Source organism: Erwinia sp. S38 (genome assembly GCF_016624545.1).
Lineage (GTDB): Bacteria > Pseudomonadota > Gammaproteobacteria > Enterobacterales > Enterobacteriaceae > Erwinia > Erwinia coffeiphila.
In genome coordinates this window covers 13,241-38,268 of the sequence record NZ_JACVTS010000013.1, presented here as the reverse complement: position 1 = coordinate 38,268, position 25,028 = coordinate 13,241, and the positions used below count along the sequence as shown (strand labels likewise).

The 25,028-nt window shown below is 57.2% G+C and carries 24 protein-coding genes and 1 pseudogene; 15 read left to right on the top strand and 10 right to left on the bottom strand.

Annotated features, from left to right (window positions below; all coding sequences use genetic code 11):
• Positions 1 to 16: 16 nt before the first annotated feature.
• Entirely contained in the window at positions 17 to 1,210 is a 1,194-nt protein-coding gene (locus IBT46_RS15325) for a GTP-binding protein (RefSeq protein WP_200546382.1), read from the bottom strand.
• A gap of 267 nt (positions 1,211 to 1,477) precedes the next feature.
• Between IBT46_RS15325 and IBT46_RS15320 the strand changes: the two genes are divergently transcribed.
• Entirely contained in the window at positions 1,478 to 1,687 is a 210-nt protein-coding gene (locus IBT46_RS15320; protein WP_205064639.1) for a hypothetical protein, read from the top strand.
• A 71-nt stretch (positions 1,688 to 1,758) separates the two neighbouring features.
• On the opposite strand, the gene IBT46_RS15315 is transcribed toward IBT46_RS15320, so the two are convergent.
• The 7 genes from IBT46_RS15315 to IBT46_RS15285 all read right to left on the bottom strand — a co-directional run bounded on the left by IBT46_RS15315 (position 1,759) and on the right by IBT46_RS15285 (position 8,785).
• Positions 1,759 to 1,989 (bottom strand): hypothetical protein, encoded by a 231-nt coding sequence (locus tag IBT46_RS15315; RefSeq protein ID WP_200546381.1) that lies wholly within the window; start codon positions 1,987 to 1,989, stop codon positions 1,759 to 1,761.
• A gap of 124 nt (positions 1,990 to 2,113) precedes the next feature.
• Positions 2,114 to 2,539 (bottom strand): nucleoside triphosphatase NudI, encoded by a 426-nt coding sequence (nudI, locus tag IBT46_RS15310; RefSeq protein ID WP_200546380.1) that lies wholly within the window; start codon positions 2,537 to 2,539, stop codon positions 2,114 to 2,116.
• Between the two features lie 827 nt (positions 2,540 to 3,366).
• Positions 3,367 to 4,485: a Gfo/Idh/MocA family protein gene (locus IBT46_RS15305; protein WP_200546379.1), complete on the bottom strand. Its 1,119-nt coding sequence runs from the start codon at positions 4,483 to 4,485 to the stop codon at positions 3,367 to 3,369.
• Positions 4,486 to 4,506: 21 nt separating this feature from the next.
• Complete coding sequence (iolG, locus tag IBT46_RS15300) at positions 4,507 to 5,502, bottom strand: inositol 2-dehydrogenase (protein ID WP_200546378.1); 996 nt, start codon at positions 5,500 to 5,502, stop codon at positions 4,507 to 4,509.
• A gap of 44 nt (positions 5,503 to 5,546) precedes the next feature.
• Positions 5,547 to 6,527: a hydroxyacid dehydrogenase gene (locus IBT46_RS15295; protein WP_200546377.1), complete on the bottom strand. Its 981-nt coding sequence runs from the start codon at positions 6,525 to 6,527 to the stop codon at positions 5,547 to 5,549.
• 1 nt (position 6,528) lies between these two features.
• Positions 6,529 to 7,341, bottom strand: coding sequence for an HpcH/HpaI aldolase/citrate lyase family protein (locus IBT46_RS15290; RefSeq protein WP_200546376.1), 813 nt, complete (start codon positions 7,339 to 7,341; stop codon positions 6,529 to 6,531).
• Positions 7,342 to 7,351: 10 nt separating this feature from the next.
• Positions 7,352 to 8,785 carry an NAD-dependent succinate-semialdehyde dehydrogenase gene (locus IBT46_RS15285; RefSeq protein WP_200546375.1) on the bottom strand — a complete coding sequence of 478 codons (1,434 nt, stop codon included), beginning with the start codon at positions 8,783 to 8,785 and terminating at the stop codon, positions 7,352 to 7,354.
• A 378-nt stretch (positions 8,786 to 9,163) separates the two neighbouring features.
• Between IBT46_RS15285 and IBT46_RS15280 the strand changes: the two genes are divergently transcribed.
• From IBT46_RS15280 to IBT46_RS15230, 12 genes and pseudogenes are all read left to right on the top strand, one after another.
• Positions 9,164 to 10,102 carry a MurR/RpiR family transcriptional regulator gene (locus IBT46_RS15280; RefSeq protein WP_200546374.1) on the top strand — a complete coding sequence of 313 codons (939 nt, stop codon included), beginning with the start codon at positions 9,164 to 9,166 and terminating at the stop codon, positions 10,100 to 10,102.
• Between the two features lie 133 nt (positions 10,103 to 10,235).
• Positions 10,236 to 12,080, top strand: a complete 1,845-nt coding sequence (gene iolD / locus IBT46_RS15275; RefSeq protein WP_200546373.1) for a 3D-(3,5/4)-trihydroxycyclohexane-1,2-dione acylhydrolase (decyclizing) — start codon at positions 10,236 to 10,238, stop codon at positions 12,078 to 12,080.
• A 29-nt stretch (positions 12,081 to 12,109) separates the two neighbouring features.
• On the top strand, positions 12,110 to 13,021 hold the full coding sequence (gene iolE, locus IBT46_RS15270) for a myo-inosose-2 dehydratase (protein ID WP_200546498.1): 912 nt from the start codon (positions 12,110 to 12,112) through the stop codon (positions 13,019 to 13,021).
• Positions 13,022 to 13,131: 110 nt separating this feature from the next.
• Positions 13,132 to 13,440 carry a hypothetical protein gene (locus tag IBT46_RS15265; protein ID WP_105595644.1) on the top strand — a complete coding sequence of 103 codons (309 nt, stop codon included), beginning with the start codon at positions 13,132 to 13,134 and terminating at the stop codon, positions 13,438 to 13,440.
• Between the two features lie 158 nt (positions 13,441 to 13,598).
• Positions 13,599 to 14,375, top strand: coding sequence for an MBL fold metallo-hydrolase (locus IBT46_RS15260; RefSeq protein WP_200546372.1), 777 nt, complete (start codon positions 13,599 to 13,601; stop codon positions 14,373 to 14,375).
• A gap of 42 nt (positions 14,376 to 14,417) precedes the next feature.
• A complete protein-coding gene (locus IBT46_RS15255) occupies positions 14,418 to 15,380 on the top strand; it encodes a GlxA family transcriptional regulator (RefSeq protein WP_200546371.1) in 963 nt (320 codons plus the stop codon).
• 185 nt (positions 15,381 to 15,565) lie between these two features.
• Positions 15,566 to 16,258 (top strand): hypothetical protein, encoded by a 693-nt coding sequence (locus IBT46_RS15250; protein ID WP_200546370.1) that lies wholly within the window; start codon positions 15,566 to 15,568, stop codon positions 16,256 to 16,258.
• Between the two features lie 262 nt (positions 16,259 to 16,520).
• On the top strand, positions 16,521 to 16,709 hold the full coding sequence (locus tag IBT46_RS27300) for a hypothetical protein (RefSeq protein WP_234480143.1): 189 nt from the start codon (positions 16,521 to 16,523) through the stop codon (positions 16,707 to 16,709).
• A gap of 46 nt (positions 16,710 to 16,755) precedes the next feature.
• A pseudogene (locus IBT46_RS15245) lies at positions 16,756 to 17,060 on the top strand (hypothetical protein).
• Positions 17,061 to 17,294: 234 nt separating this feature from the next.
• The gene (locus tag IBT46_RS15240) at positions 17,295 to 18,533 is read left to right on the top strand and encodes an MFS transporter (RefSeq protein ID WP_200546369.1); all 1,239 of its coding nucleotides are present in this window, start codon (positions 17,295 to 17,297) and stop codon (positions 18,531 to 18,533) included.
• 26 nt (positions 18,534 to 18,559) lie between these two features.
• Positions 18,560 to 19,633: a sugar phosphate isomerase/epimerase gene (locus IBT46_RS15235; protein WP_200546368.1), complete on the top strand. Its 1,074-nt coding sequence runs from the start codon at positions 18,560 to 18,562 to the stop codon at positions 19,631 to 19,633.
• Positions 19,626 to 20,783, top strand: coding sequence for a Gfo/Idh/MocA family protein (locus IBT46_RS15230; protein ID WP_200546367.1), 1,158 nt, complete (start codon positions 19,626 to 19,628; stop codon positions 20,781 to 20,783). Before IBT46_RS15235 ends, IBT46_RS15230 begins: the two co-directional genes overlap by 8 nt.
• Before the next feature lie 32 nt (positions 20,784 to 20,815).
• Here the strand turns inward: IBT46_RS15230 and IBT46_RS15225 are convergent, their stop codons facing one another.
• Together IBT46_RS15225 and oxlT are read right to left on the bottom strand one after the other, a co-directional pair.
• Complete coding sequence (locus IBT46_RS15225; RefSeq protein ID WP_105595654.1) at positions 20,816 to 21,514, bottom strand: GntR family transcriptional regulator; 699 nt, start codon at positions 21,512 to 21,514, stop codon at positions 20,816 to 20,818.
• 37 nt (positions 21,515 to 21,551) lie between these two features.
• Positions 21,552 to 22,814, bottom strand: a complete 1,263-nt coding sequence (gene oxlT / locus IBT46_RS15220; RefSeq protein WP_105595655.1) for an oxalate/formate MFS antiporter — start codon at positions 22,812 to 22,814, stop codon at positions 21,552 to 21,554.
• Between the two features lie 377 nt (positions 22,815 to 23,191).
• Here oxlT and IBT46_RS15215 point away from each other — a divergent pair, with 377 nt between their 5' ends.
• On the top strand, positions 23,192 to 24,172 hold the full coding sequence (locus IBT46_RS15215) for a LacI family DNA-binding transcriptional regulator (protein ID WP_200546366.1): 981 nt from the start codon (positions 23,192 to 23,194) through the stop codon (positions 24,170 to 24,172).
• A 14-nt stretch (positions 24,173 to 24,186) separates the two neighbouring features.
• A complete protein-coding gene (locus IBT46_RS15210) occupies positions 24,187 to 24,957 on the top strand; it encodes a YdcF family protein (RefSeq protein WP_200546365.1) in 771 nt (256 codons plus the stop codon).
• The last annotated feature ends 71 nt before the right edge of the window (positions 24,958 to 25,028 follow it).

Genomic DNA, 25,028 nt, shown 5'->3' with positions numbered 1-25,028 from the left:
GAGTATTCGGGTCGGTTTACGACTTCAGTCTGGCAACGCTTTTCGGCCAGGGGTCAGCAAAAGTGCCGCCCTGCTGCCACCAGTCAATTTCCTCCTCGCTGAGGAAACAGCGCTGCAGCGCCGAGACAAAGGGATCGAGCTGCCCGGACAAACCAATCACCGTCAGGCGACATCGCCGATCGCCAAAACGCCCGGGCATGTCATCCAGCTGCTGCTGCAGAATGCGTCGTTCTTCGCTATTCAGCAGGCTGTTTTCATGTCGCAGTACGCCTGCTTTCCAGTAGCTGATAAATTCCAGGCTGATGCTGCCCGCCGCCTGATTCCACAGCAGAGCGAGATCGTCCCGCCCCGGCAGCCAGAAAAAGCCCTTGCTGCGGTGGATTCCGGCCCCGAGAAACTGCTGATAAGTGTCCCACAGCCGCTGCGGGTGGAATGGACGATCGTCCGCAATCACCCGCGATTCAATGTCGTACGGTGCGCCGGCATCGGTGAACTGCTCGACCTCTTCCTCCAGTTCCTCGACGAGCTTTGCCACGCGATAAAAATCATATTCGGGGTACGCCAACAGCTCGCTTATCGGCAAATTTCCCCACGGCAGCGCCATCACCGCTACCGCAGGGTTAATGGGATGCACTGCATGAGCTATATCGAGCACGGCATCGGCATTCAGTCGATCGACTTTGGTTAGCATCAGATGACTGCAAAACAGGATCTGCCCTGCCAGCAGGTTTTCAACGCCACCACGGCACTGCTCAAGGTTGCGCTGCCAGCGCGGGATCAGCTGTTCACCGCCGTCATAGTCGCTTTGCAGCATCACGGCATCAATCAGTGAAAGAAAGCCCTTTAGCTGCACCAGCGGATGATCGCGCAACAGCTTAATCAGCGGTAGCGGATGGCTGCTGCCGGAGGTTTCCAGCAGGATCATATCAGGCTGATTTGCAGCGAGCTGTTCCAGCGCCTGTGCCAGCTTGTTAACTCCGGTCGGGCTGCTGATGCTGTCGGCGGAGATGGGGATAAAATTCTGCCGCTGCTGCCCCACCAGCTCGGTGTTGGCAATCAGCACGCCGTCAACATCCAGTTCGCTCATATCGTTCACGATTACGCTAACGTTCAGCCGCTGATTCTGCGCCTGCATCAGTAAACTTTTCAGTAAGGTGGTTTTCCCTGCGCCAAGGAAACCATTGAGAATGGTCAGGGGAATACGCTGCATAAGTCGGTCCGTGATGATAATTTTTGATATGTTATAATATAACAATTAATCGAGCTACTCTTATCATTGCAACCCCTTTCAGAGGCTGGTAGGAATAATCTTAGTTTCAGCAGGTTATCGTCAGTTGAGGCAATAAATTTTCTGAGTAAGATGAAGGAAATGTTTCAGGAAATTGACAGTTAGCTCAGAGCAAACGTTTTCCTGTAGCTAAATCAGATGCTGTCCACTCGAAGAGAACGGCATTGCATACGTCACTAAGGAAGAATTATGAGTCGTCATTCAACCCAGGCTATTGAAACCAACGCACTGAACGTGGATGAAGCAAGGAATTTCATTAAGTCCGGCGGCGAGCGCGTCCGTCTGGCCTGGGATATCAGCAGTGATGAGTTTTTCCGCATCGCCAGCGCTTCTGGCCGCGAAGGCATGCGTATGGTTAAAAAAGGGCGCGACTTCTTTCTTGAGCGTATGCCTGGCTAAACAACTCTCGATTAGACGAATTTAAAACAACAAAGGCCCGCAGATGGGCCTTTGTACCAACAAAAACAGGGTTACATTTCCTGTCGTTCACGCACAAGACAACCTTTCAGCTTTTGTCTTAATAAGCTCGCGGAAGATTGCTTCGCAGCCTTAGCCAGGCTGGCTTTATACTGAACTTTACGCTCCTGGGCATTGCCAGAGCACATCTCCAGCTCCGCACAAACTAATGCCTGAAACACTGTTTTCTCGTCGTCGAGCGGTGCTAGTCGCTCACCCCTGTTTGGCTTAATGTAATATGACATAACAGGCTCTCCTCCGTGTCACCGTTTTGTATGCATGTAACCCTTTCGGTATTAATGGCCGCGGCGTTTTCTTCAGCAGCCCTGTGCGCAAATTATAGCGCGGTACCGACCCCAGACTCGCGATTTAAATCAGCCCTTTCTGGCTAAAGGTCACGCGCGTGGCCTCATTCAGATCCAGCTCCCCTATCTTATCCGCAGGCACCCAGCGGACTTCCTGAAACTCTTCATTAAACGAAATTGTGCGGTTAGCACTGATGCAGTCAAAGATGAGATAAATCATATAAATCTCTTCGGTTGAGCCGTCTGCATAGGTTTTTGTACGAATGTCATCGCGAAAAGCCCACGGCCTGACCTCCGTGATTTCCAGCTCGTCCCCCAGCTCTTCACGAATTTCCCTTCTGAGCGCGGCCTCCATCGTTTCTCCCGGTTCCATTCCACCACCGGAAAGCGCCCACTGGTCGGGAAATACTCCGCGGTCCGCCACCATTTTGCATAACAGATACTCACCTTCGTTCTGAATAATCGGGCAAACGATCGTCCTCTGGCGCATGACTTCTCCTTATTAACACCACAAAACACAAGGTTAAATCTTCATCGGGCTGAGTGCCAGTTTAAAACTGGAAGGCACCTCGACTAATGGGAAGAAACAGGTATGAAACAGCCGCTGCTCAATGGGGCCTGTAGCATGGCCTCAAACAGATAGCACGAGGTCAATCAACACTAATTCACCAGTATGATTCTGAGTTCAAACCGATGGTGCTGGAGAACTTGTTTATGGGCTCAGCCTCTGCTGCTGCTCCAGGGCGGTCCTCGCGGCGCGTTGCGGTGCCTTCGGTTACGCCATCGCGCCGACGGATCGGCCAGGATTGAACGTCCCTGTTCAAACCCGGCCTGACGCCAGCATCCCTGCTGTCGTCTCCTGGTGCAATGGCTCCACCTCAGCGCTGCGGATACCCTTACGCAGCAGCAGAGGCTGTCCCTTTTGAAATTTTCATCGCTTTTAGAATCTTGCTTTGACCACTGGGACGCAGAGGAAAAACCAAAAATCCCAGACCTTCCCGCAGACCACGCTGAGCCATCAGGCTGAGTGGCTGTGCCCTCGAACGGGCAATCCGCAGCGCTGAACGCAGAAAGGAAGCCAGGATTTGGCCGCATGGACGCGGACAAAAAGTACAGCCGGGGCAGGACGCCCCGTCTGTACTGGTCCTGAAGGCTGACGTACGAAGTGAGGGAACCGCGAAGCGGCGCGAGGACCCGCCCGAGCGAGGGCACAGCCGCTCAAGCCGATCGCCAAACGTCCAGCGTTCAGCGTTCAGCGTTCAGCGTCGCCGATCGTCCAGCCGTCCCTTCAGCCATCGCCATACCTTCATCCCAAAATCAAACCGCCACCCACCGCTGCTCACGCGAAGACCGAATCGCCGCATCAATCACCTGCTGGATCTCCATCGCATCACGGAACCCCGGCCCGCTGAACTCCCCACCGGATACCGCTCTCAGAAACTCCGCAATCTCAATCGTCTTCAAATCATTAAAGCCCAACTGATGACCAGGTGCCGGGCAGAACGCACCGTAAGGTTGCTGCTGCGGACCCGCTTCGATCTTCTGGAAACCGCGCACCCCACCGTCGGCATCGTGACGATAATAGTGCAGCTCGTTAAAACGCTCCTGAGTAAAATGCAACGCCCCACGCGTACCGTAAACCTCAAAGCCCAGCTGCATATTACGGCCCATCGCCACCCAGCTGGCCTCGATGCTACCCTTGCAGCCGCGCGCAAATTCTACGGTCAGGCGGGCGATATCATCCACCTCAACCGCTCGCTGCTCATGCGCACCTGCCGCCACCGGGCGCTGCTTGATGACCGTCTCCAGATCCGCCTGCACCGCTACCACCGGCCCCAGCAGAAAACGCGCCATCGCCACAATATGGCTACCAAGATCGGCAACCGCCCCCGCACCGCCGGCAGGGTCCAGCCGCCATGACCACGGTGTCAGCGGCGAGGACATAAAATCTTCGGCGTGAATACCACGGAAACTAACAATATCGCCCAGATCGCCGTTGTCGATCATCTCCCTGGCCAGCTTGATCAGCGGGTTTTTCAGATAGTTAAAGCCCACCTGGGTGATCACCCCCTGCGCCTCGGCGGCATCGGTCATGATCCGCGCCTCTTCGCTGGTCGGCGCTATCGGCTTTTCGCAGTGCACGTGCTTACCGGCTTTAATTGCTGCCAGCGCCTGCTCCAGATGGAAACGGTTCGGCGTGGTAATCGACACCACGTCGATCTCCGGATCGTTAATCAGCGACTGCCAGTCATCGGTGTGGCGACGAAAGCCGAAGCGTTTTGCCGCCCGCTCTGCCGCTGCACCGTCTACATCAGCTACCGTAATCAGTTCCGGCACCCCGTCACCCGGAAAAATGCCCGCCGCCGCGCGATAGGCCAGCGCGTGTGATAACCCCATAAAGCCGGTGCCGATAATACCAATGCCAATCTTTTTCATTTTTTCGTTCTCCGTCAGGAATCAGTCAACACTTACCGGCCTGCCGCTGGCGGCAGAACGCGCGGCGCACTCCGCCAGCTTCAGCGCCATCAGACCATCAAAGGGGGTAACGGGGATGGCGCGCTTGCCCAGCGCGGCCTGGATAAACGCATCCATCTCCAGCCGATAGGCCTGCTCATAGCGCTCAAGGAAGAACGCTTCCAGCGGGGCCTGCACTTCCGTGGCTGCGGCGGTATAGCGACGCACGCTGTTGGCCCGCTGGTTGTTATTGAGCAGCATGCCGGCGGAGCCAAAGGCCTCCAGCCGCTGATCGTAGCCATATACCGCGCGGCGGCTGCAGTTGATATGGCACTGTCTGCCGGATGCGGTGGTCATCTGCACCATCACCGTGTCGTAATCGTCAAACTCCGCCAGTTCCGGCTTCAGCAGGCGGCTGGCGCTGGCGTAGACTTCGACCGGTTCCTCGCCCAGCAGCCAGCGGGCCATATCAAAATCGTGGATCACCATATCGCTGAAAATACCGCCGGAATGGCGCAGGTAGTCCATGGGCGCGAAATCCGGATCGCGGCTGGTAATCACCACCTGGTGCAAATCGCCGATGTCACCACCGGCAATGGCCTGCTGCAGCTCGCTGGCGCTGGGGTCGAAGCGACGGTTAAATGCCACCATGACCGGCGCGTTAATTTCCTCAAGCTGACGGCAGGCGTCGGCGGCGCGTTTTAAATCCAGATCGACAGGTTTTTCGCATAATATTTTCTTTCCCTGGCGCGCGGCGGCCAGCATTAAATCAACGTGAGTATCGGTAGGTGTGGCAATAATAACCGCATCGATATCCGCGTCATTAATTAATTCCAGCGGATCGGATACGGCTTTAGCACCATATAAATCTGCCAGTGCGTTTGCGCTATTAATAAAAGGATCGGCCACCGCCACCAGCGTTGCCTGCGGGTGTGTGGCAATATTCGCGGCGTGGATTTTCCCGATGCGGCCAGCACCGAGCACGGCTATTTTCAACATAGTCAGTTCCTGTAGAGGACGGGTAAGTTATTATTCGCCAGCCGTTAAATAGCGTGCGTGTTATTTATCTGTCGGTAATTAACAATTAAGTTTTCGTCCAGCTCGCCGCTGAAATAATGAATAATATTATTCACGGCGGAAACCGACATCCGCATCGCCGCCTCTTCGGTCAGGCCGGCAGAGTGCGGGCTGAGGATCAGACGATACGAGGCGTGCAGCAGCGCCGAATCGCGCGGCGGCGGTTCTTGACTGAAAACATCCAGCCCCGCGCCGCCCAGACGGTCGTTTTTCAGTGCGTCGATCAGCGCCTGTTCATCAATAATCCCACCGCGCGCGGTGTTGATCACAATCGCTTGCGGTTTAAGCAGCGCCAGCTCGCGGCGGCCAATCAGCGGCTTGCTGTCGCTGAGCGGCAAATGCACGGTCAGCGCATCGGCGATTTTTAATCCGGCCTCCAGTTCGGTAATGCGCTCCACGCCGAGGGCGTGGAAGATTTCATCGGCCACGTAAGGATCGTAGGCCACCACGAACATATTGAAGCAGCGCGCCATTCTCGCCACTTCCCGCCCAATGCGGCCAAAGCCCAGCACAAACAGCGTGCGCCCCGACAGCTCCATCGCCGAGAAGCTGTTGCGGCAGTTCCAGTTGCCGCTGCGCAGATTTTCATCGTAAACCCGCAGCTGCTTCGCTACGCCCATCAGCAGAGCAAACGTGTGTTCCGCCACCGACAGCGAATTCACGTCACCGACGATGGTTAGCGGAATACCGCGTTCGTTCAGCGCCGCCACGTCAACCGCGTCGTAACCTACGCCGTGGCGGGAAACGACCTTCAGTAGTGGAGCCTGCTCAATTTCTGCGGCGGTCAGCGGCTGGGTACGCAGCAGCAGCGCATCCGCGTGTTCGATAAACGGCGCATAGCTGGCGGTGCTCACTTCTTTCACCAGCTCGTAAGTAAAACCGGGGGTGTTTTGCAGAATGCTCAACCCGGCCTGATGAATACTTCCGGCAATCAGTACATGCGGCATCTCAGTATCCCCCCTGCTGGACTTTAGCCTGTGGCGCAGTACCGGTCAGCTGGCGAAAGCGCGTGGCGCTGGCCGCCGCCGCACCGCGCAACAGCTGAACATCATTAGAGACGGTAACCAGATCAAAACCCCACGCCACCGCCCGTGCGGCGTACTCCGGACTGCCGTTATGCAGACCTGCGCGAATCCCGGCAGCGTGCGCCCGATCCAGAATATGACGGATGGCGTCGATGATTTCCGGCTCCTCGCGGTCAAAACCGGTACGGTAGCGGCGCCCGGTCAGCGCCAGGGTCAGATCCGCCGGACCAATATAGATGCCGTCCAGCCCCGGTGTTCGCACTATTTCCTCGATTTTTTCCACCGCTTCGGCGGTTTCAATCATCGCAAAGCACACCACCTCGCTGTCCGCATGCTGGCCGTAATCCGGCCCGGCGGCAAAGGTGACGCGCGTCGGACCAAAGCTGCGGGAACCGAGCGGCGGGTAGCGCACGCAGGACACCAGCTGTCGGGCTTCCTCGCCGTTGTTGATCATCGGGCAGATGATGCCCCAGGCCCCGGCGTCCAGCGCTTTCATAATGTCGCCCGGCGACAGCCAGGGCACACGCACCATCGGCGTCACGCCGCTGGCACGCATTGCCTGCAGCATGGTGGTGGCCGTCTCGTAGCCGACCAGACCGTGCTGAATATCGATGGTCAGCGCGTCGTAGCCCTGCGCCGCCATAATCTCAGCGGTGAACGGGCTGGCAACCGACAGCCAGCCGTTCAGCACGCTGTGCCCTTCTGCCCATAAACGCTTAACGTTGCTATTTATCATTGTGGCTTCCTTACAGGACCACCTGCGTCAGTTTGACATTCATATATTCGAAAATACCTTCCGCACCGCCCTCGCTGCCCATACCGCTGGCCTTAATGCCGCCAAACGGCACGTCGGCCGAGGCCAGGGCAAAGCTGTTGATACCCACCATGCCCGCCTGCAACTGTTGAGCGACGCGGCGAATGCGTGCGGCATCGCGGGTAAAGGCATAAGCGGAGAGCGCCAGCTCGCTGCGGTTCACGCGGGCAATAACGTCGGCTTCGTCAGTGAAAGTGGTGATGGCAGCGATCGGGCCAAAGTTTTCTTCGGCCAGCGCCAGCGCATCGTCCGGTACATCGGCCAGCACGGTGGGCGCAAAGTAAAAGCCCGGCTTATCGGCAATGCGCTGCCCGCCGGTCACCACCCGCGCGCCCTTCTGCCGTGCGTCCTCGACGATGTTTTCAATCGCCTTCAACCGCCGCGTGTTGATCAGCGGCCCCATCTCACTGCCCTCATCCAGCCCGTAACCAACCTTAATTGCCGCTGCGCGACGGGCGAATCCTTCAATAAAGGCCTGCGCAACCGATTTATGAACATAGAAGCGATCGGCGGTCACGCATACCTGACCGCAGTTGGCGAACTTGGTCGGTACTGCCAGATCCAGCGCTTTCTCGATATCGGCATCTTCAAAGACAATCATCGGCGCGTTGCCGCCCAGTTCCATGCTGACGCGTTTGAGGGTGGCAGCTGAATCACGGATCATTTGCTGCCCAATCGCCGTGGAGCCGGTCAGCGTCACTTTACGCACCACCGGCGATTCAATCAGCGGCTGATAGGTATTGGCCGTGGGTCCGACCACCATGTTAACCACGCCCGCCGGCAGTCCGGCCTTTTGCAGGCAGGTCATGATGACCATTGCAGACCCGGGCACTTCGCTGGAGGGGCGAAGCACCACGGTGCAGCCCGCCGCCAGCGCCGGGGCCAGCTTGCGGGCGATCAGCACCACCGGGAAGTTCCATGCGGTAAAGGCAGCTACTACGCCCACAGCCTGGTGAGAGACTTCACAGCGCCCGCCCGGCACGCGGCTTTCCACAATACGTCCATATACCCGGCGTGCTTCTTCGGCGTACCAGGTGAACTGATCGATAGCCAGCGTCCATTCGCGGCTGGCCTGCGCCAGCGGTTTTCCGCTCTCGAGGGAGATCGTCCGGGCCGCCTGCTCGCGGGCCTGCTCCATTTCTGCCGCCACGCGGTGCAGCGTATCGGCCCGTTCCCAGGCGGGCCGCGCCTGCCACGGTGCCAGTGCCGCTTCCGCACTGGCAATCGCCTCCAGCGTATCTTCGCGGGAGGCGGCGGCGATCTCGCCCAGCCGTTCGTCGCGCCCCGGATCGGTAACCACAATGGTTTCGCCGCTGCGGCCCTGTCGCCAGTCGCCGTTAATAAACTGCCCGTAGTCGTTATACATAGCCTGACCCTGTTTTCCTGCCGCCCTGACCGGGATCGGAGATGTTAATTCGGCGGATGTCGTTGCCTGTTCACCGCCACCGGTTATTAACTTAATTGCAAACAAGAAAAAAACGCAATAAAAATTGCAGTAACAAATTTAGCGCTGTTTACGCTGGGTATTTCAGCATCTGAAATGAATTATCAATATGATTTTTAATAAATTTATAAAGAGTAAAACCCACTCGCTGAGAGAGTTTCTACGTTTTTTAGAACAGAATGAAATGCGCAACTTCTGAGTCAGATCACGCTTTTGGAAATTTCAATTGCAATGAAAATTGTAATGCAATTTTAGTTGCGATAGCCTGCGGTCAGAATAAAACGTTAAGGGTTAAAGCCGATGGCGAGCCGTAAAGAGACAGACAGGAAAGATATCCCACCGCCGCATAAAAACTACGAGCAGGTGGTGAACGACATCACTGCCCGCTATCCGCAGCTGTCGGATCGTTTTCAGCAGGTGGCGCGTTTTATTACCCAGAATCCTAACGCCGTGGCGCTGGAGTCAATCAACGCTATTGCCGCCCGCTGCGCGCTGCACCCGTCAACGCTGGTGCGCTTTGCCCAGCACTTTGGCTACAGCGGCTTTAAGCAGATGCAGGCGGTGTTTCAGACCCGGCTGGCGACCACCGCGCCCGGTTATAACGAGCGCATTGTGGCGCTGGAAAACGATCTGCAAAAAAACCAGCAGCTCGGCAACCTCGGTTTTCTGCAGGATTTAGTGGTGCGGGATATCGCCACGCTCCAGGGTATGCTGGAAAGCGTCACCGCCGCCGATCTCGACCACAGCGCTCAGTTGATGGGCCGCGCCGACACGATTTTTATCGCCGGGCAGCTGCGTTCTGAGCCGGTGGCTATTTTGCTGCGCTACCTGCTGACCATGCTTAACCGCAAGGTCGTGCTGCTGGATATGTCCGGCGGACTGGCCCCGCATATGGCGATGAACATGACCCCGCGTGATGCGCTGATTGCCGTCTCCTTCCGCCATTACGCGCAGGAAGTGGTGCAGATCGCCGATATTGCCGGGCAGAAAAAGGTGCCGCTGATTGCGATTACCGACAGCGTACTGTCTCCGCTGGCCAAGGACGCCCGGGTGCTGTTCACCATCCCGGAAGAGGAATACAGTTTTTCCCGCTCGCTGGCCGCACCGGTGTGCCTGGTACAGTGCATCGCGCTGGCGCTGGCCGCCGAGCTGCATCCTGAAGAGGAGCAGCCGCGTATTGCCACGCTGACGGAACGCACGCAAATCCGCGAGGAAGGTAAGAAAAGCAGTCATAAATAGCCGCAGTCCGGTTTAACGCTCTCCCTTTTGGGAGGGCTACGTCCGGATTTGCAACTAAAATTGCTTGTTTGTGTTTTTAGCAAATTAATTTCTATAACCAGCCTGATTACGGGCCCTACAGCAGGTAGAAACTATGTCGACCTATCGTTGCACCACTGCACAGGCGGTGGTCCGTTATTTGAGCAATCAGTTTATTCACGTAGACGGTGAAGAGGTCCCGCTTTTCCCCGGTGTGTTCGGCATCTTCGGCCACGGCAACGTCACCTGCATTGGTGAGGCGCTGGAAAGCGCACAGGACGTGCTGCCGACCTGGCGCGGTCAGAACGAACAGTCGATGGCCTTCGCCGCCGTCGGCTTTGCCAAAGCGCGCCTGCGCCAGCAGATTATGGTGGTAACCGCCTCTATCGGCCCGGGAACCACAAACCTGCTGACGGCGGCCGGGGTGGCCCACGTCAGCCGCCTGCCGATGCTGATGATCTGCGGTGATGCCTTCGCTCGCCGCGTGCCGGACCCGGTCATGCAGCAGGTGGAGCACTTCAGCGATCCCAGCCAGACGGTCAACGACGCTTTTAAAGCGGTAACCCGCTACTGGGATCGCATCACCTGGCCGGAGCAGATCCTCTCTTCCCTGCCGCAGGCGGTGGCAACCATGCTTGACCCGGCGGACTGCGGCCCGGCCTTTATCGGCCTGTGCCAGGACGTGCAGGAGATGGCCTTCGACTACCCCGAAGCGTTTTTCGCCCGCCGCGCTCATACCATCCCGCGCCCTCGCCCGGACCAGCAGCTGCTGGAGCAGGCGGCCGAACTGCTGGCTTCCGCCCGGCATCCGCTGATTATCGCCGGGGGCGGCGTACGTTACTCGCGGGCTGAGGCCGAGCTGGAAGCGTTCGCCCGCCAGCGCGGCATCCCGGTGGTGGAAACCATTGCAGGAAAAGGCACGCTGACCCACGATCATCCGCTGCATATCGGCCCGGTCGGTATTCTGGGGTCGACATCCGCCAACGCGCTGGCGGCAAAAGCCGATGTGATTATCGCCATCGGCACCCGACTGATGGATTTCGTCACCGGCTCCTGGACGGTGTTTTCACCCGATGCGCGCTTTATTGCCATTAACGCCGCGCGCTTTGACGCCCATAAGCACTTCTCGCTGCCGCTGGTCGCCGATGCCCGCGAAGGTATCCGCGAGCTCAATGCCGCGCTCGGCAACTATGCGGTGGATGCGGGCTGGCTGGACAGCGGTAAAACCGCCTTTGCCGCGTGGAATCAGCTGATCGCCGCACGCCAGCAGCGCACGGTAACAACCGGCGTACCGACCTACGCGCAGGTGGTTGGCGTGGTCAATGAACGCGCCGCTGCCGAAGACTACGTGATCAGCGCGGCGGGCGGACTGCCGGGCGAGCTGGTGAAAGGATGGAAGGTAAAAAACCCCGGGACTTTCGACTGCGAATTTGGTTTCTCCTGCATGGGCTATGAAATCTCTGCGGGCTGGGGTACGGCAATGATCGACGCGAATCGCGATGTATTCGTGCTGATCGGTGACGGCACATACATGATGATGAATTCCGATATCTATTCCAGCGTGCTTTCCGGCCACAAGCTGATCCTGCTGGTGTGCGACAACGGCGGCTACGCGGTGATTAACCGTCTGCAAAACGCCAAGGGCGGCGCGTCGTTTAACAACCTGCTCAAGGACTGCCGGGTTACCGAACCGTTCCACGTCGATTTCGTTGCCAACGCGCAGTCGATGGGCGCGCTCGCCCGCAAGGTCAGCAGCCTGGATGAACTGGCCGATGCCGTGGACTGGGCGAAGGGTAACGATCGCACCACGGTCATCTGCATCGACACACACCCACACGAATGGACGCCGGGCGATGCCTGGTGGGACGTCGGCGTGCCGGAAGTCAGCCAGCGCGAAAGCGTGAATCAGGCGCGGGCCGAACACGTTGCGGGCCGTAAAAAACAGCGTACAGGTATTTAACTTTCAGCCAGAGGAATCAGAACATGACGTTGCACGCAAAACTGGGTATTGCCCCTATCGCCTGGTCCAATGACGACCTGCCGCAGCTCGGCGGCGACACACCGCTTTCCGTCTGCCTGGCCGAAAGCCGGTTGGCCGGTTTTTCCGGCGTAGAAACCGGCGGCAAGTTCCCACGAACCCGCGCTGAACTGCAGCCGCAGCTGGCGGAATATCAGCTACAGCTGGTCTCCGGCTGGTACTCCGGCACCCTGCTGGATAACGATCTGGAGAGCGAAATCGCCAAAGCGACGCCGCAGATGCAGCTGTTTAAAGAGTGCGGTGCGGCCTGTCTGGTGTACGGCGAAACGGCGGGCACCATTCAGAACCAGCAGCAGGTGCCGCTGAGCCAGCGCCGCAGGCTGACGGAGGAGCAAATCCGCGAGTACGGCGCGAAGCTGAACCTGTTCGCCAGCTGGTGCCGTGATTTCGGCGTACCGCTGGCCTTCCATCACCATATGGGCACGGTGATTGAAGACGAACGCGATATCGATCTGCTGATGGCGGCTACCGGCCCGCAGGTGGGGCTGCTGTTTGATACCGGGCATCTGGTGTTTGCCGGGGTCGATCCGCTGAGCGTGCTGAGCAAACACGGTAAGCGCATTAACCACGTGCATACCAAAGATGTTCGCGCGGATGTGCGTGCCGGGCTGGACTGGCAGCGCGACTCGTTTCTTGATGCGGTATTGAAAGGCGTTTACACCGTGCCCGGTGACGGCAGCATTGACTTCGATGCGGTGATCGCACGGCTGGCCGGTATCGGCTATCAGGGCTGGTTTGTGGTCGAGGCCGAGCAGGACCCGGCGCTGGCTCCGCCGCTGGAATACGCGCGAATTGGTTATGCCAGCCTGAAATCTTCGCTGACCAAAGCCGGATACGCCATCGAGCCGCCCGCAAAGCGCTGAACGGTAGCAGAACAATCATGACTCCATCACCGGCGGCACGTGCCGCTGACTGACGACCCGGCAGCCGGGAACAATCCGGCTGCCGCTTAACCGGGCAGGATGATGCAACGATGATGAATATCGATAAAATGCAGGATATCACCGACTTCTATCAGGATTTTTTGCAGGCCATTCGCAGCATCAGAGGCAGCATGCTGCATCGTGATGCAGAGAAAAAGCTGATGCTGCTGCGCTGGCTGGACGCCCGGCAGAAAAAGCGCAGCTGCCGCTCTCACTGCAAAAGCGAAATTCTCAGTATGTATGCGGAAGTGGAAACCCATCCGCCGGAGGTGCTGGAGCGCCGTATTCGCACGCTGTACGAAAATTGCGCCTGTATTCTCGCCCAGCTGCGCGCCCCCGCCGTTCGTCGCTACGCCTGAGGGGCAGACACTGCCCCCTCTGATCGATGCATCCCCGGGATAAGTTTGTCCCAATCCCATCGTTTATTGTCCATCAGGCTACTTATTGCGGTTTTCCCGCTTCTCTATACTGGCGCGGTACGGCGGTATTCCGCTGCCGCTCAGATGGAGAGCCACCGATGAAACTCACCCAAATTCGCAATGCCACGCTCAAACTGGACTATGCCGGTAAAACCTTTCTGATTGACCCGATGCTGGCGGATAAAGGTGCGCTGCCCGGCTTCCCCGGCACCGCCCGCAGCCATCTGCGCAACCCGCTGGTCGAGCTGCCGCTGCCGGTTGCAGACATCATTAATACCGATGCAGTCATCGTTACCCACACTCACGAAGACCACTGGGATGAGGCGGCTCGGCGGTTGATTGCTTCGACTATTCCCCTGTTCAGCCAGAATCACCAGGATGCCGAGCAGATCCGCACGCAGGGCTTCAGCGCGGTGACGGTATTGGACGATCGCACAGAGATTGGCGACATCAGCGTATGGAAAACCGACGGCCAGCACGGTAGCAACGCCGCCTATGCGCTGCCGCCGCTGGCAAAACGGCTGGGCAAGGCCTGCGGGCTGGTGTTCCAGCACCCCGAAGAACCAACGCTGTATATCGCCGGGGATACCGTCTGGGTTCCGGCCGTTGAGCAGGCGCTGGCAGCGTTCAAACCCGACGTGGTGGTGCTGAATGCCGGAAGTGCACAGATTGACTGCTTTGGCGCAATTATCATGGGCGAGGAGGATACGCTGCGCGTTCACCGCCTGCTGCCGGAAAGTCATATTATTGCCAGCCATATGGAGGCGATTAACCACTGCCTGCTCGGCCGCCAGCAGTTGCGCGATTATGCGCAGCGCAACGGCTTCGCCCATCGCCTGTGGGTAGCGGAAGATGGCGAAAGCCGGGCGTTCTGAGTGGTAAGATAGCTGTCCTTGCGCCGTCATCAGGAGAAAAAAATGTCGTTACCGTCCGTTGCCGTGCTGGTGACGCCAGGATTCAGCCCGTTCCATTTCTCGGTGCCCTGCACGATTTTTGGCCCGGTGCTGGCCGATCGCCCGCTGTTTGAGCTGACGCTGTGCGCCGAGCAGCCCGGCACGTTGAAATCGCTGATGGGCATGAGTATTGAAACTCCGCACGGGCTGGAAGCTCTGGCGCAGGCCGATTTAATTATCGTGCCCTACTGGCCGCATCCCGGCGAGCGGCCCTCTGCGGCATTATGTCAGTCATTAAATGAGGCATGGCAGCGCGGTGCCAGAGTGGTGGGTCTGTGCCTCGGCACCTATGTGCTGGCGTACGCCGGTCTGCTTGACGGAAAGCGGGCTTCAACCCACTGGGAGTTCGAGCAGGACTTCAGTGCGCGCTTCCCGCAGGTACAGCTGGATACCAACGCGCTCTATGTTGACGAGCAGCGGCTGATCACCTCCGCAGGGACCGCCGCAGCGATGGACTGTTGCCTGTACCTGCTGCGGCAGTTTTACGGCAGCGCCGTGGCTAACCGGGTTGCGCGGCGAATGGTGATCCCGCCGCACCGCGACGGCGGTCAGGCGCAGTATATTTCTCACCCTATTCCGCAAACGACCCAGGATGAGCGCATCAACGCCCTGCTCGGCTATCTGCGCGATAGTCTTGATTGCCAGCACGATCTCGATTCGCTGGCGGCCCGGGTGATGATGAGCCGCCGCACCTTTACCCGCCACTTTCTGCGCGCCACCGGCATGTCGGTGGGCGAATGGCTGAACGCCGAACGCCTGCACAACAGTCAGCAGCTGCTGGAAATGACCGAACATTCCATTGAGGCCGTCGCCGCCCTGAGCGGCTATCAATCGGTGATTTCCTTCCGTCAGAGCTTTAAGCAGCGCTACACCGTCAGTCCCAGCGAATGGCGGCGTACTTTCCAAGGCGGCAAGTCTGAGCCGTAGCAGACGATCCTTCAGTAAAAAATTAAGCTTGTGAGCCACCTCGCAGATGGAGAGCCACCGATGAAACTCAGCAAGATCGCTACTGACGTTATTTCATATAACTGGTACGGTACCAATCTCTTTAATGCCCCCTCCCGTGGAAATAATGAATAACTGGGTTTAATGAAAATACGCAAGGAGCGATTATGTATGGTAACAATGAAGTTATCAGTTATTTACAGGCCAATAAGATTCTAGCACTTAAACTCGATCATGCTGTTTCTGCCGTCGGTGATCAGGTCAGAAAACAAGTTGATACATTAGGGAAAGGCACGACCCGCCTGTTGTATTACACATCCTGTTTCACCGATGAATATAATGACGTTTGCCAGAGACAAAAGACCGAAGATATCCGTTTCAGAGATGCCGTTTACAAGATAGTACGCCACGACGATGTGCTCTATGACATGCTTCGGATCTATTTCGAAGAAATTTTCAAATACAAAACATCTGAGCAGTTAGAGCACATCAAACAGTGTCTGATGGCAGTGAATGTCCATATCGCTGCCAGTTCTCTCACTAGTGCTGGGTTTACATTAGCAGTCGCCAGCAGCGTTCGCCTGGGGTTAAACCTCAGCCTCGAGATCAGCGCCCTTGCAGGTACATGGGCCTCCCGTGGTATTGCAGCTGTCGGGGTTTATGGCATTGTTCAGAAATCTGCGGACAGTGCTCATCGCCTGCATATTCAATTCCCTCCCTATTATTCTGCGCTCTATGCGCAAGGGTTGGAAATGCTTTACTTCCTCATTGAGCCGGTATTCCAAAAGGCGGGTGCTATCGAAGTGCAATGGTCGTCTGATTCTGGTATACCAAATATCATCACTCGGATGATCGGATAACTATGATTCGATCACTAAAGAAATTTCTACTGTGGCAGCTCAGATTTTTATCGTCACTGTACGGACCTGTAATTTTTACGATCGTTTTCGCCCTGCTCCAGGGGTATGTTTTTCCTGATAGCCCTGTCTGGCCTATAGGCGTATTCGCCATCATTATGATTGTTGTTTTCACGCGTTACTGTAAATGGTAATAGCGTCAACATTACAGTTACTTAAATCATCAGTAATAAGGAAAATACATAAGAAGGATGACCCAATAACCATGATGATGTATATCAAACGTTTTTTACGGTGGCAGGGGCGGTTCTTCTTTTCTGTCTACGGCCCAACCGTATTAACCATCATTTTTGCCCTGGTTCAGGCGCATTTTTTCCCCGGTAGTCCAGTCTGGCCAATCGGTCTTTTCTTCATAGTAGTAATGATTATTTTTGGTCGTTATGTGAAGTGGTGAAACGCTGACTACCCCAATATTTAATACTCAGTAATAAGGAAATTACATGTCTACTCCCGCACATCTATGGCTTGAAGATGAAAATGGTTCTCCGATTGTGGGTAGTTGTTCAATGCCACTGCGTCTGGGCTCTATCGAGTTAAAATCATTTTCCCACGGCGTCACTATTCCCGTTGATCCGAGCTGGGGAAAGCTTACAGGTACTCGCGTTCACCGCCCTATCTGGCTCCTAACGGTATGAGTATCACTCACCTTGAAACACTCGAGTTGCGTTATGAGGCGATCACCTGGAAGTATACGGAAGGTAATATCATCTATCGTGATTCATGGAACGATCGTTGTTGCGCCTGATTAAGGTCTTAAGAGGAGGCAAATTGCCCCCTCTGGCACTAACAGGGAGAGAAAATGATCGGCGTACCTTCCAGGGCGGCAAGTCTGAGCCATAACGAACAACCCTTCAGTAAAAAATTAAGCTTGTGAGCCACCTCGCAGATCGATAAAAGATCCAGGAAACCTGAAAAGTAATCGATTACATTCACCTAACACAATAATGTAATCGATTACTTTTCAAGAAGGGGTCTTACGATGGTTTCTTCACTTACCGCTGGCAACGGCTCGCGGCAGCATGTGATGCTGGTCCCACGGCTGTCATTAATGATGTTTTTACAGTTCTTTATCTGGGGAACGTGGTCGGTCACGCTGGGCCTGGTGATGACCCAGCATAATCTTGGCAGCATCATCGGCGATGCCTTCTCCGCCGGGCCGATTGCCTCGATCCTCTCGCCGTTCGTGCTGGGGATGGTGGTTGACCGCTTCTTCCCGTCGCAGAAGGTGGTGGCCCTGCTGCATCTGGCCGGTGCGGTGATTCTGTGGTTTGTACCGAAGGCGCTGCTGGCCGAGAACGGCTCGCTGCTGATCGCCCTGCTGTTTGCCTACACGCTGTGCTATATGCCTACGCTGGCGCTGACCAATAACATCGCCTTCCACAGCCTGAGCAACAGCGAGAAAAGCTTCCCGGTGGTGCGGGTGTTCGGCACCATCGGCTGGATTGTCGCCGGAATCTGTATTGGCGTTAGCGGCATTGCCGCCAGCACCGATATCTTCCGCCTGGCCGCTGCGTGTTCCGCAGTGCTGGCCGTCTATAGCCTGACGCTGCCGCACACGCCGGCCCCGGCTAAGGGCCAGCCGTTTGCCCTGCGCGATCTGCTGTGCGCCGATGCCTTCGCGCTGCTGAAGAAAAGCCACTTCCTGATCTTCGCCATCTGCGCCACGCTGATCTCCATCCCGCTGGGCACCTACTACGCCTTTACCGCATCGTTCCTTTCCGACGTGGGCATTGCGGACGTCAGTACCGCGATGTCGTTCGGCCAGATGTCCGAAATCTTCTTTATGCTGATTATCCCGCTGCTGTTCCGTCGGCTGGGGGTGAAGTACATGCTGCTGATCGGTATGGCGGCCTGGTTCGTGCGCTACACGCTGTTTGCCTACGGCGTGAGTGAAGAAACGCGCTGGCTGCTGTACATCGGCATCCTGCTGCACGGCGTGTGCTACGACTTCTTCTTTGTTATCGGCTTTATCTATACCGACCGCATCGCCGGTAGCCAGGTAAAAGGCCAGGCGCAGAGCCTGATCGTGATGTTCACCTACGGTATCGGCATGCTGCTGGGATCGCAGATCTCCGGCGCGCTGTACAACCAGCTAATTAACCACGGCGGCGTGCATCAGCCGGAAAACTGGACCACGTTCTGGCTGATCCCGGCGGTTGCCGCTGCGGTTATCGCGGTCATATTCCTCTTCACCTTCAAGTACAAAGAGCAGGAATAGTTTTTGATCAACTTCAGGAGTAAGCAATGAAAACGTTAAAAGGGCCTGGCCTGTTTTTGTCCCAGTTCATCGGTGATATGCCACCGTTTAATACCCTGGAAAAACTCGCCAGATGGGCGTCGGGGCTGGGTTTCCGGGCGTTGCAGATCCCCTGTAATCATCCGGCAATTTTTGATGTGGAAAAGGCAGCCAGCAGCCAGTCGTATTGTGATGAGGTCACTGCCCTGCTGGCGCGCTACGGGCTGGTGATTAGCGAGCTGTCGACCCATCTTGAGGGGCAGCTGCTGGCGGTGCATCCGGCTTACGAACTGGCGTTCCGTGACTTCGCCCCGGCGGCGCTGCGTGACGATCCGGCAGCGCGCCAGCTTTGGGCAGCTGAAAAACTCCAGCAGGCGGCAGCGGCATCGGAAAAGCTGGGGCTGAAATCCCATGCCACCTTCTCCGGCGCGCTGGCCTGGCCCTACTTCTACCCGTGGCCGCCGCGCAAAGAGGCGCTGATCGATGCGGCCTTTAACGAGCTGGCCGCACGCTGGAAGCCGATTCTTGACTGCTTCGACAGGCACGGCGTCGACGTGTGCTACGAGCTGCATCCGTCGGAAGATTTGCACGATGGCGTGACCTTCGACCGCTTCCTCGTGGCGGTCGACCATCATCCGCGCTGCAATATTCTGTTCGATCCAAGCCATATGCTGCTACAGCAGATGGACTACCTGACCTTTATCGACCTCTATCACCCGCGCATTAAAGCGTTCCACGTTAAGGATGCCGAGTTCACCCCTTCCGGGCGCAGCGGCGTGTACGGCGGCTATCAGCCATGGAGCGAGCGCCCCGGCCGCTTCCGCTCGCCGGGGGACGGTCAGATCGATTTCAAAGGCATTTTCAGCCGACTGGCGCAGTACGGCTATGACGGCTGGGCGGTGCTGGAGTGGGAATGCTGTCTGAAGGATGCAGAGAGTGGCGCACGGGAAGGCACACAGTTTATCAGCGAGCACATTATTCCGGTATCCGCACGCGCGTTTGATGACTTTGCCGCCACCGGCAGCGAAGACAACAGTATCCGCACTATGCTGGGGCTGGATGCGGAGCCAAAAAATGATTAAGGCGGCGATTATCGGCTCGGGCTTTATCGGCCCGGCGCACCTTGAAGCGATCCGCCGTCTGGGATTCGTGGAGGTGGTGGCCATCTGTGACAGCTCGCTGGAAAAAGCACAGGAGAAAGCGCGGCAGCTTAACGTGCCGCACGCCTATGCCGATGTGGCGGAACTGCTGCGCCACGACGGGCTACAGGTGGTGCATAACTGCACCCCCAACCATCTGCACGCGGCGATCAATCGTCAGGTACTGGCAGCGGGCAAACATCTGTTTTCAGAAAAGCCGCTGTGTATGACCGGCGAGGAGGCGCGCGAGCTGGTGAAATTGGCGGAGGACTCTGGCGTGGTGCACGGCGTCAGCTTTGTTTATCGCCAGTTCGCGATGGTGCAGCAGGCAGCCAGCCTGATCCGCCAGCAGCAGGCGGGTCGTATCTTTGCCGTACACGGCAGCTATCTGCAGGACTGGATGCTGTACGACAGCGATTTCAACTGGCGCGTATCCGCAACCCAGGGTGGCGCATCCCGGGCGGTGGCGGATATCGGCTCTCACTGGTGCGATACGCTGCAGTTCGTTACCGGGCGACGCATCAGTGCGGTGATGGCGGATTTTTCAATCGTTCATCCCGTTCGCCGGGTGGCGCGCGGAGCCAGCACCACCTTTGCCGCCGCAGAGGAGAATGCCGGGTATGACCAGGTGGCCGTGGACACCGAAGATTTCGCCTCGATCCTGCTGCGCTTTGACGACGGTAGCCGGGGCAGCCTGACGGTTTCGCAGGTCAGCGCCGGGCGTAAAAACCGCCTGGCGTTTGAGGTGAACGCCAGCGAGATGTCGATAGCCTGGGATCAGGAAGTACCGCAGCAGCTGTGGCTGGGGCATCGTGACAGTGCGAATCAGACGCTGAGTGACGATCCTTCGCTGGTAAACCGCGACGTGGCGGCCGCCGTGCACTTCCCCGGAGGACATATTGAGGGCTGGCCGGATGCGTTTAAAAATATGATGCTGAACTACTACCGCTTTATTCAGCAGGGTAAACAGCCGGGCGTGGATGCCGCTAACTTCGCTACCTTCTATGAAGGAGCCCGCGTGCTGTTGATCGTTGAAGCAATGCTGCAAAGCCATCAGCAGCAGCGCTGGGTGGAGGTAGCCACGCTGGATTGATTGCCCCGCTCGCCACCACATTGAACGTTACGTCAGGGCAGATTTCTTGCCCTGACTTTTTGCAGACGCCGAAGGGTAATGGCGCAGGCACCGGTGTGTGCATCTTCAATATGTTCGCGCATCAGGCCGACCGCCCGCTCCTGCTCACGGTTTTCAATCGCCTCCAGCAGTTCTGCGTGCTCGGCGTAGGTTTGTGCAATACGCGTGTCATATTCAAAATCCAGTCGCCGCATAATCCGTATCCGGTCGGTGATATTGCTGAGGATGGCCGTCAGCTCGCGGTTGCCCGCGGCCTCGGTCAGCGCGATATGGAACTGTTCATCCATGGTGGCAATTTTCTCTCCCGCCTGCTCCTGCTGTTCTGGCGGAATGATCCACAGCGCCCGCAACCTGGCCAGGACGCTGCGGTCTGTTTTTGCCGAGTCGGAGCTGCACAGGCGCGCCACCGTATCGACCTCAATCAGGATACGCGTGGCATAGAGATCTTCGTAAACGTCGAAATCAATCGGGCAAACCTCCCAGCCGTTGCGAAAACAGCGCCGGATCAGATCGTCGTTCTGCAGGGTTAATAGCGCCTCGCGTACCGGGGTGCGCGAGCACCCCAGGCGGCTGGCGATATCCACTTCGGTGAAGCGGTCACCCGGCATCAGAATAAACTCGTAAATCTCCTGCCTGAGCTGGCGATAAACGCGGACAGAATGCGGAAGAAGCCTGGTCAGTTCTGATGCCATTTACCGATATTCCTTACCCGTTAATCAATGCGTGAGATTATTTCTGCGCGCGCATAAAGCGGGCGCGCCATGGCTTGAGAACCCACAACGCCAGACCGGCGGTGATAAAGTCAAAGGTAATCGCGCAGCCAAATACCAGATGCCAGTTATGGGTATGCTGGTACATCAGCGCCGCCAGCGGGCCGCCAAAAATTGAGCCGATGCCCTGCGAAATATACAGCCAGCCGTAGTTCGCTGAGGCGTTTTCACTGCCGAAGGTGTCGGTCAGCGTGGACGGGAACAGCGAGAAGATCTCACCCCAGCCGAAGAACACCACGCCGGAAAGCAGCACGAACAGCAGCGGATCTTCGCGGCAGGCCAGCCACAGCGTCATCGCCACGCCTTCCAGCGCGAAGGCAATAAACATGGTATTTTCGCGGCCGTAGCGGTCGGAGATAAAGCCAAACAGCGGGCGGGTCAGGCCGTTAGTGAAGCGGTCGATGGTCAGCGCCAGCGGCAGCGCGGCCATACCGAAGATCACCGCTTTGCTGATGCCGAAGTCTTCGGCGAAAATCGCCATCTGCGAGGTCACCATCAGCCCTGAAGTCGACATCATGGTCATCATCAGGAACATGAGCCAGAACAGCGGCTGGCGCAGCATCTCCCCGGATTTAAACTGGCGCTGGCCCGACACCGGTGACGGCGTTGTGCTGACCGGCATCATCGCGCTGGTTTCAGGCAGCCTCAGCCCCTGGCTGGCGAGGAAACCGACGGCGGCGAAGATCAGGCCAAACATCGTCATCGTCTGTTCCAGCCCGTAGCTGCCGAGAGAAATGGAGATCGGGAAGGTGGTAAAAATCGCCCCCATGCCGTAACCCGCCGCCACGGTTCCGGCGGCAAAACCGCGCTGCTGTGGGAACCACTTCATCACCAGCCCCACCACACCGATATAAACAATACCGGTGCCCAGCCCGCCAAGGCAGCCATACACCAGATACAGTGACGTCAGGCTGTCCACCCGGGCGGCGATCACCCAGCTGAAACCGGCCATCAGCGTACCAATGGAAATCAGCAGACGCGGACCAAAGCGTTCGACCAGGCGCCCCTGGAACGGTGAGAAAAAGGTTTGCAGGATAATCAGCAGCGAGAACGTGACCTGTAGTTCAGCCAGCCCGACGCCGAGTTTGGCAATCATCGGCTTGGTCAGCAGTGTCCAGACGTACTGTGGGCTGGAAATCGCCGCCATGCAAAGTAACCCAAGCAGGAGCTGTACCCACTTACTGTGTTTCGCTATTACCACCGGTTCGCTTATCGAGGTCATTGATATATCTCCAAAATTACGCTCTGTTATCCCGCCGTGGTCAGGCCACTTTTCTTACGGGCGCTTATTTGTTTCGCACATTTCCCAATCGATACCTGTTAATGCCAAATCCCTGCTGTCTTCATCTGGATACACCGCTGTGTATACAGAGCGATAAAGCAGGAAGCGTGCCAGATTTGAAAAGCGTTAAGAATCAACGAAGAAGGTGTTTGCGAAGAAAATAAGTGTGATGCAGTGCAAAGAATTGGTGCGCAATGATGGTGCGCAGGGAATATTTCCGGTGATTCATCCGGCACGGTGGTTTATGCCGCTCCGGCACAGCCTGCTTAAACTGTGTTAATCTGTGCCGAATAACGATCAGCGTGGACAGTGATGGGATGTCGATTCAGAAAATTGCGCGCCTTGCCGGTGTATCCGTAGCCACCGTTTCCCGCGTGTTAAATAACCAGGGTACGGTCAAACCGCAGAATCGCGAGCGCGTACTTAGCGCAATCAAAGAGAGTAATTACCAGCCCAACCTGCTCGCCCGCCAGCTGCGCACCGCGCGCAGCAATATGCTGCTGGTGATGGTGTCCAATATCAGCAACCCGTTTTGCGCCGACGTAGTGAAAGGCATTGAGGCCGAAGCGGAAAGCAACGGCTATCGCATCCTGCTGTGCAACTCCGGTTCCGACGTTAAACGTTCGCAGTCCAGCCTGCAGCTGCTCTCCGGCAAAATGGTTGACGGCGTTATTACTATGGATGCCATCTCCGCCCTGCCGCAGCTCAGCACGCTGATTGCCGATGCGCCTTGGGTGCAGTGTGCGGAGTATGATGAAGACTCGTCGGTATCCAGCGTTGGCATTGACGATTATCAGGCATCGCGCCATGTGGTCGGCCAGTTTATTGCGGGCGGCCGCCGGAACGTGGCGATGATCAACCACGATTTGACCTACAAATATGCCCGCCAGCGCGAACAGGGCTATCGCGATATGCTGCACGAGCATCAGCTCTACGGCTTCCCGGTGGAATATGCCGCCGAATTGAGCTTTAACGCCGGAAAAGCAGCGATGCAGAACCTGCTGGCACAGCCGGTCAGGCCCGATGCGGTATTCGCCATTTCCGATACGCTGGCCGCCGGGGCGATTCGCGCCATTGACGAGGCCGGGCTGCGCATCCCGCAGGATATTGCCGTGATTGGTTTTGACGGCACCGAACTGGGCGAGATGACCTCCCCGCAGCTTTCCACCATCGAGCAGCCCTCGCATCAGATTGGCCGCCAGGCGGTCACACTGCTGCTGAATAAGATTAACGACCCGTCCGGGCCACCGGAAAGATCGCGGCTGGCGTGGCGTTTTGTTCAGCGGCTTTCAAGTTAATCGGGGGAGTACCAATGCAGACAGATAGCAGCACCCTTAGCGATATCAACCTTATCAGCGAGTGGCTTTCGTGGGATGAACTGCCGATGGCGGGCCACGTTGATGCCGATCTGATCGTGCTGGCCGGGCATGCCGTCGTACCGGCGATCCTGGGCGTGTTGCAGCTGGCGGCCTCAACCGGCATTCCGCTACTGTTTACCGGCGGCGTGGGGCACTCTACGGTTTTACTGAAGCAGGCGCTGGCTGAAAACGCGTTAACCCGAAACGCCACCTTCGACCAGCAGGGCGAAGCGGATATCTTTTTCGCCCTGGCCACCGACTTCTTCGCGATTCCCCCTTCGCAGCTTTACGTTGAGAACCGCTCAGCAAACTGCGGGCAGAACGCGGATTTTACTCGCGATATGATTGCCGACCTGGGGCTAAAAGCGGAAAAAATCATCCTGTCGCAGGACCCGCTGATGCAGCGCCGCACGCGGGAAACGTTCGAATTTAGCTGGCAACAGCGAGCAATGACGGCCGGGTTTATTAATTGGCCGGTCTTTGTCCCCCGCCTCGTCTCTGTTGCCGATAGCACGTTAATTACCGGCGCGCAAAGCGCGGGGATTTGGGATGTCGAACGCTTTATTTCAATGGTGCTGGGCGAGATGCGGCGGCTGAATAATGATGCCAGCGGCTACGGGCCGAAAGGTGCCGGGTTTATCGGCCATGTTGCTATCCCGCAGGACGTCGCCGCGGCCTGGCAACGTATTACGCAAACGACGCTGGGCGAACTGAGCAGAGCCTGAATCACGAACTTATCGCTGCGGCCAGCTGGGCACATCGTTGTTAAAACGGGAGTGCTGAACCACTGAACGGC

Excerpts from the sequence above, each read along its gene's own strand:
- IBT46_RS15325 (WP_200546382.1), bottom strand. The coding sequence starts at position 1,210 with ATGCAGCGTATTCCCCTGACCATTCTCAATGGTTTCCTTGGCGCAGGG.
- IBT46_RS15320 (WP_205064639.1), top strand. The coding sequence starts at position 1,478 with ATGAGTCGTCATTCAACCCAGGCTATTGAAACCAACGCACTGAACGTG.
- IBT46_RS15315 (WP_200546381.1), bottom strand. The coding sequence starts at position 1,989 with ATGTCATATTACATTAAGCCAAACAGGGGTGAGCGACTAGCACCGCTC.
- nudI (WP_200546380.1), bottom strand. The coding sequence starts at position 2,539 with ATGCGCCAGAGGACGATCGTTTGCCCGATTATTCAGAACGAAGGTGAG.
- IBT46_RS15305 (WP_200546379.1), bottom strand. The coding sequence starts at position 4,485 with ATGAAAAAGATTGGCATTGGTATTATCGGCACCGGCTTTATGGGGTTA.
- iolG (WP_200546378.1), bottom strand. The coding sequence starts at position 5,502 with ATGTTGAAAATAGCCGTGCTCGGTGCTGGCCGCATCGGGAAAATCCAC.
- IBT46_RS15295 (WP_200546377.1), bottom strand. The coding sequence starts at position 6,527 with ATGCCGCATGTACTGATTGCCGGAAGTATTCATCAGGCCGGGTTGAGC.
- IBT46_RS15290 (WP_200546376.1), bottom strand. The coding sequence starts at position 7,341 with ATGATAAATAGCAACGTTAAGCGTTTATGGGCAGAAGGGCACAGCGTG.
- IBT46_RS15285 (WP_200546375.1), bottom strand. The coding sequence starts at position 8,785 with ATGTATAACGACTACGGGCAGTTTATTAACGGCGACTGGCGACAGGGC.
- IBT46_RS15280 (WP_200546374.1), top strand. The coding sequence starts at position 9,164 with ATGGCGAGCCGTAAAGAGACAGACAGGAAAGATATCCCACCGCCGCAT.
- iolD (WP_200546373.1), top strand. The coding sequence starts at position 10,236 with ATGTCGACCTATCGTTGCACCACTGCACAGGCGGTGGTCCGTTATTTG.
- IBT46_RS15265 (WP_105595644.1), top strand. The coding sequence starts at position 13,132 with ATGATGAATATCGATAAAATGCAGGATATCACCGACTTCTATCAGGAT.
- IBT46_RS15260 (WP_200546372.1), top strand. The coding sequence starts at position 13,599 with ATGAAACTCACCCAAATTCGCAATGCCACGCTCAAACTGGACTATGCC.
- IBT46_RS15255 (WP_200546371.1), top strand. The coding sequence starts at position 14,418 with ATGTCGTTACCGTCCGTTGCCGTGCTGGTGACGCCAGGATTCAGCCCG.
- IBT46_RS15250 (WP_200546370.1), top strand. The coding sequence starts at position 15,566 with ATGTATGGTAACAATGAAGTTATCAGTTATTTACAGGCCAATAAGATT.
- IBT46_RS27300 (WP_234480143.1), top strand. The coding sequence starts at position 16,521 with ATGATGATGTATATCAAACGTTTTTTACGGTGGCAGGGGCGGTTCTTC.
- IBT46_RS15240 (WP_200546369.1), top strand. The coding sequence starts at position 17,295 with ATGGTTTCTTCACTTACCGCTGGCAACGGCTCGCGGCAGCATGTGATG.
- IBT46_RS15235 (WP_200546368.1), top strand. The coding sequence starts at position 18,560 with ATGAAAACGTTAAAAGGGCCTGGCCTGTTTTTGTCCCAGTTCATCGGT.
- IBT46_RS15230 (WP_200546367.1), top strand. The coding sequence starts at position 19,626 with ATGATTAAGGCGGCGATTATCGGCTCGGGCTTTATCGGCCCGGCGCAC.
- IBT46_RS15225 (WP_105595654.1), bottom strand. The coding sequence starts at position 21,514 with ATGGCATCAGAACTGACCAGGCTTCTTCCGCATTCTGTCCGCGTTTAT.
- oxlT (WP_105595655.1), bottom strand. The coding sequence starts at position 22,814 with ATGACCTCGATAAGCGAACCGGTGGTAATAGCGAAACACAGTAAGTGG.
- IBT46_RS15215 (WP_200546366.1), top strand. The coding sequence starts at position 23,192 with ATGTCGATTCAGAAAATTGCGCGCCTTGCCGGTGTATCCGTAGCCACC.
- IBT46_RS15210 (WP_200546365.1), top strand. The coding sequence starts at position 24,187 with ATGCAGACAGATAGCAGCACCCTTAGCGATATCAACCTTATCAGCGAG.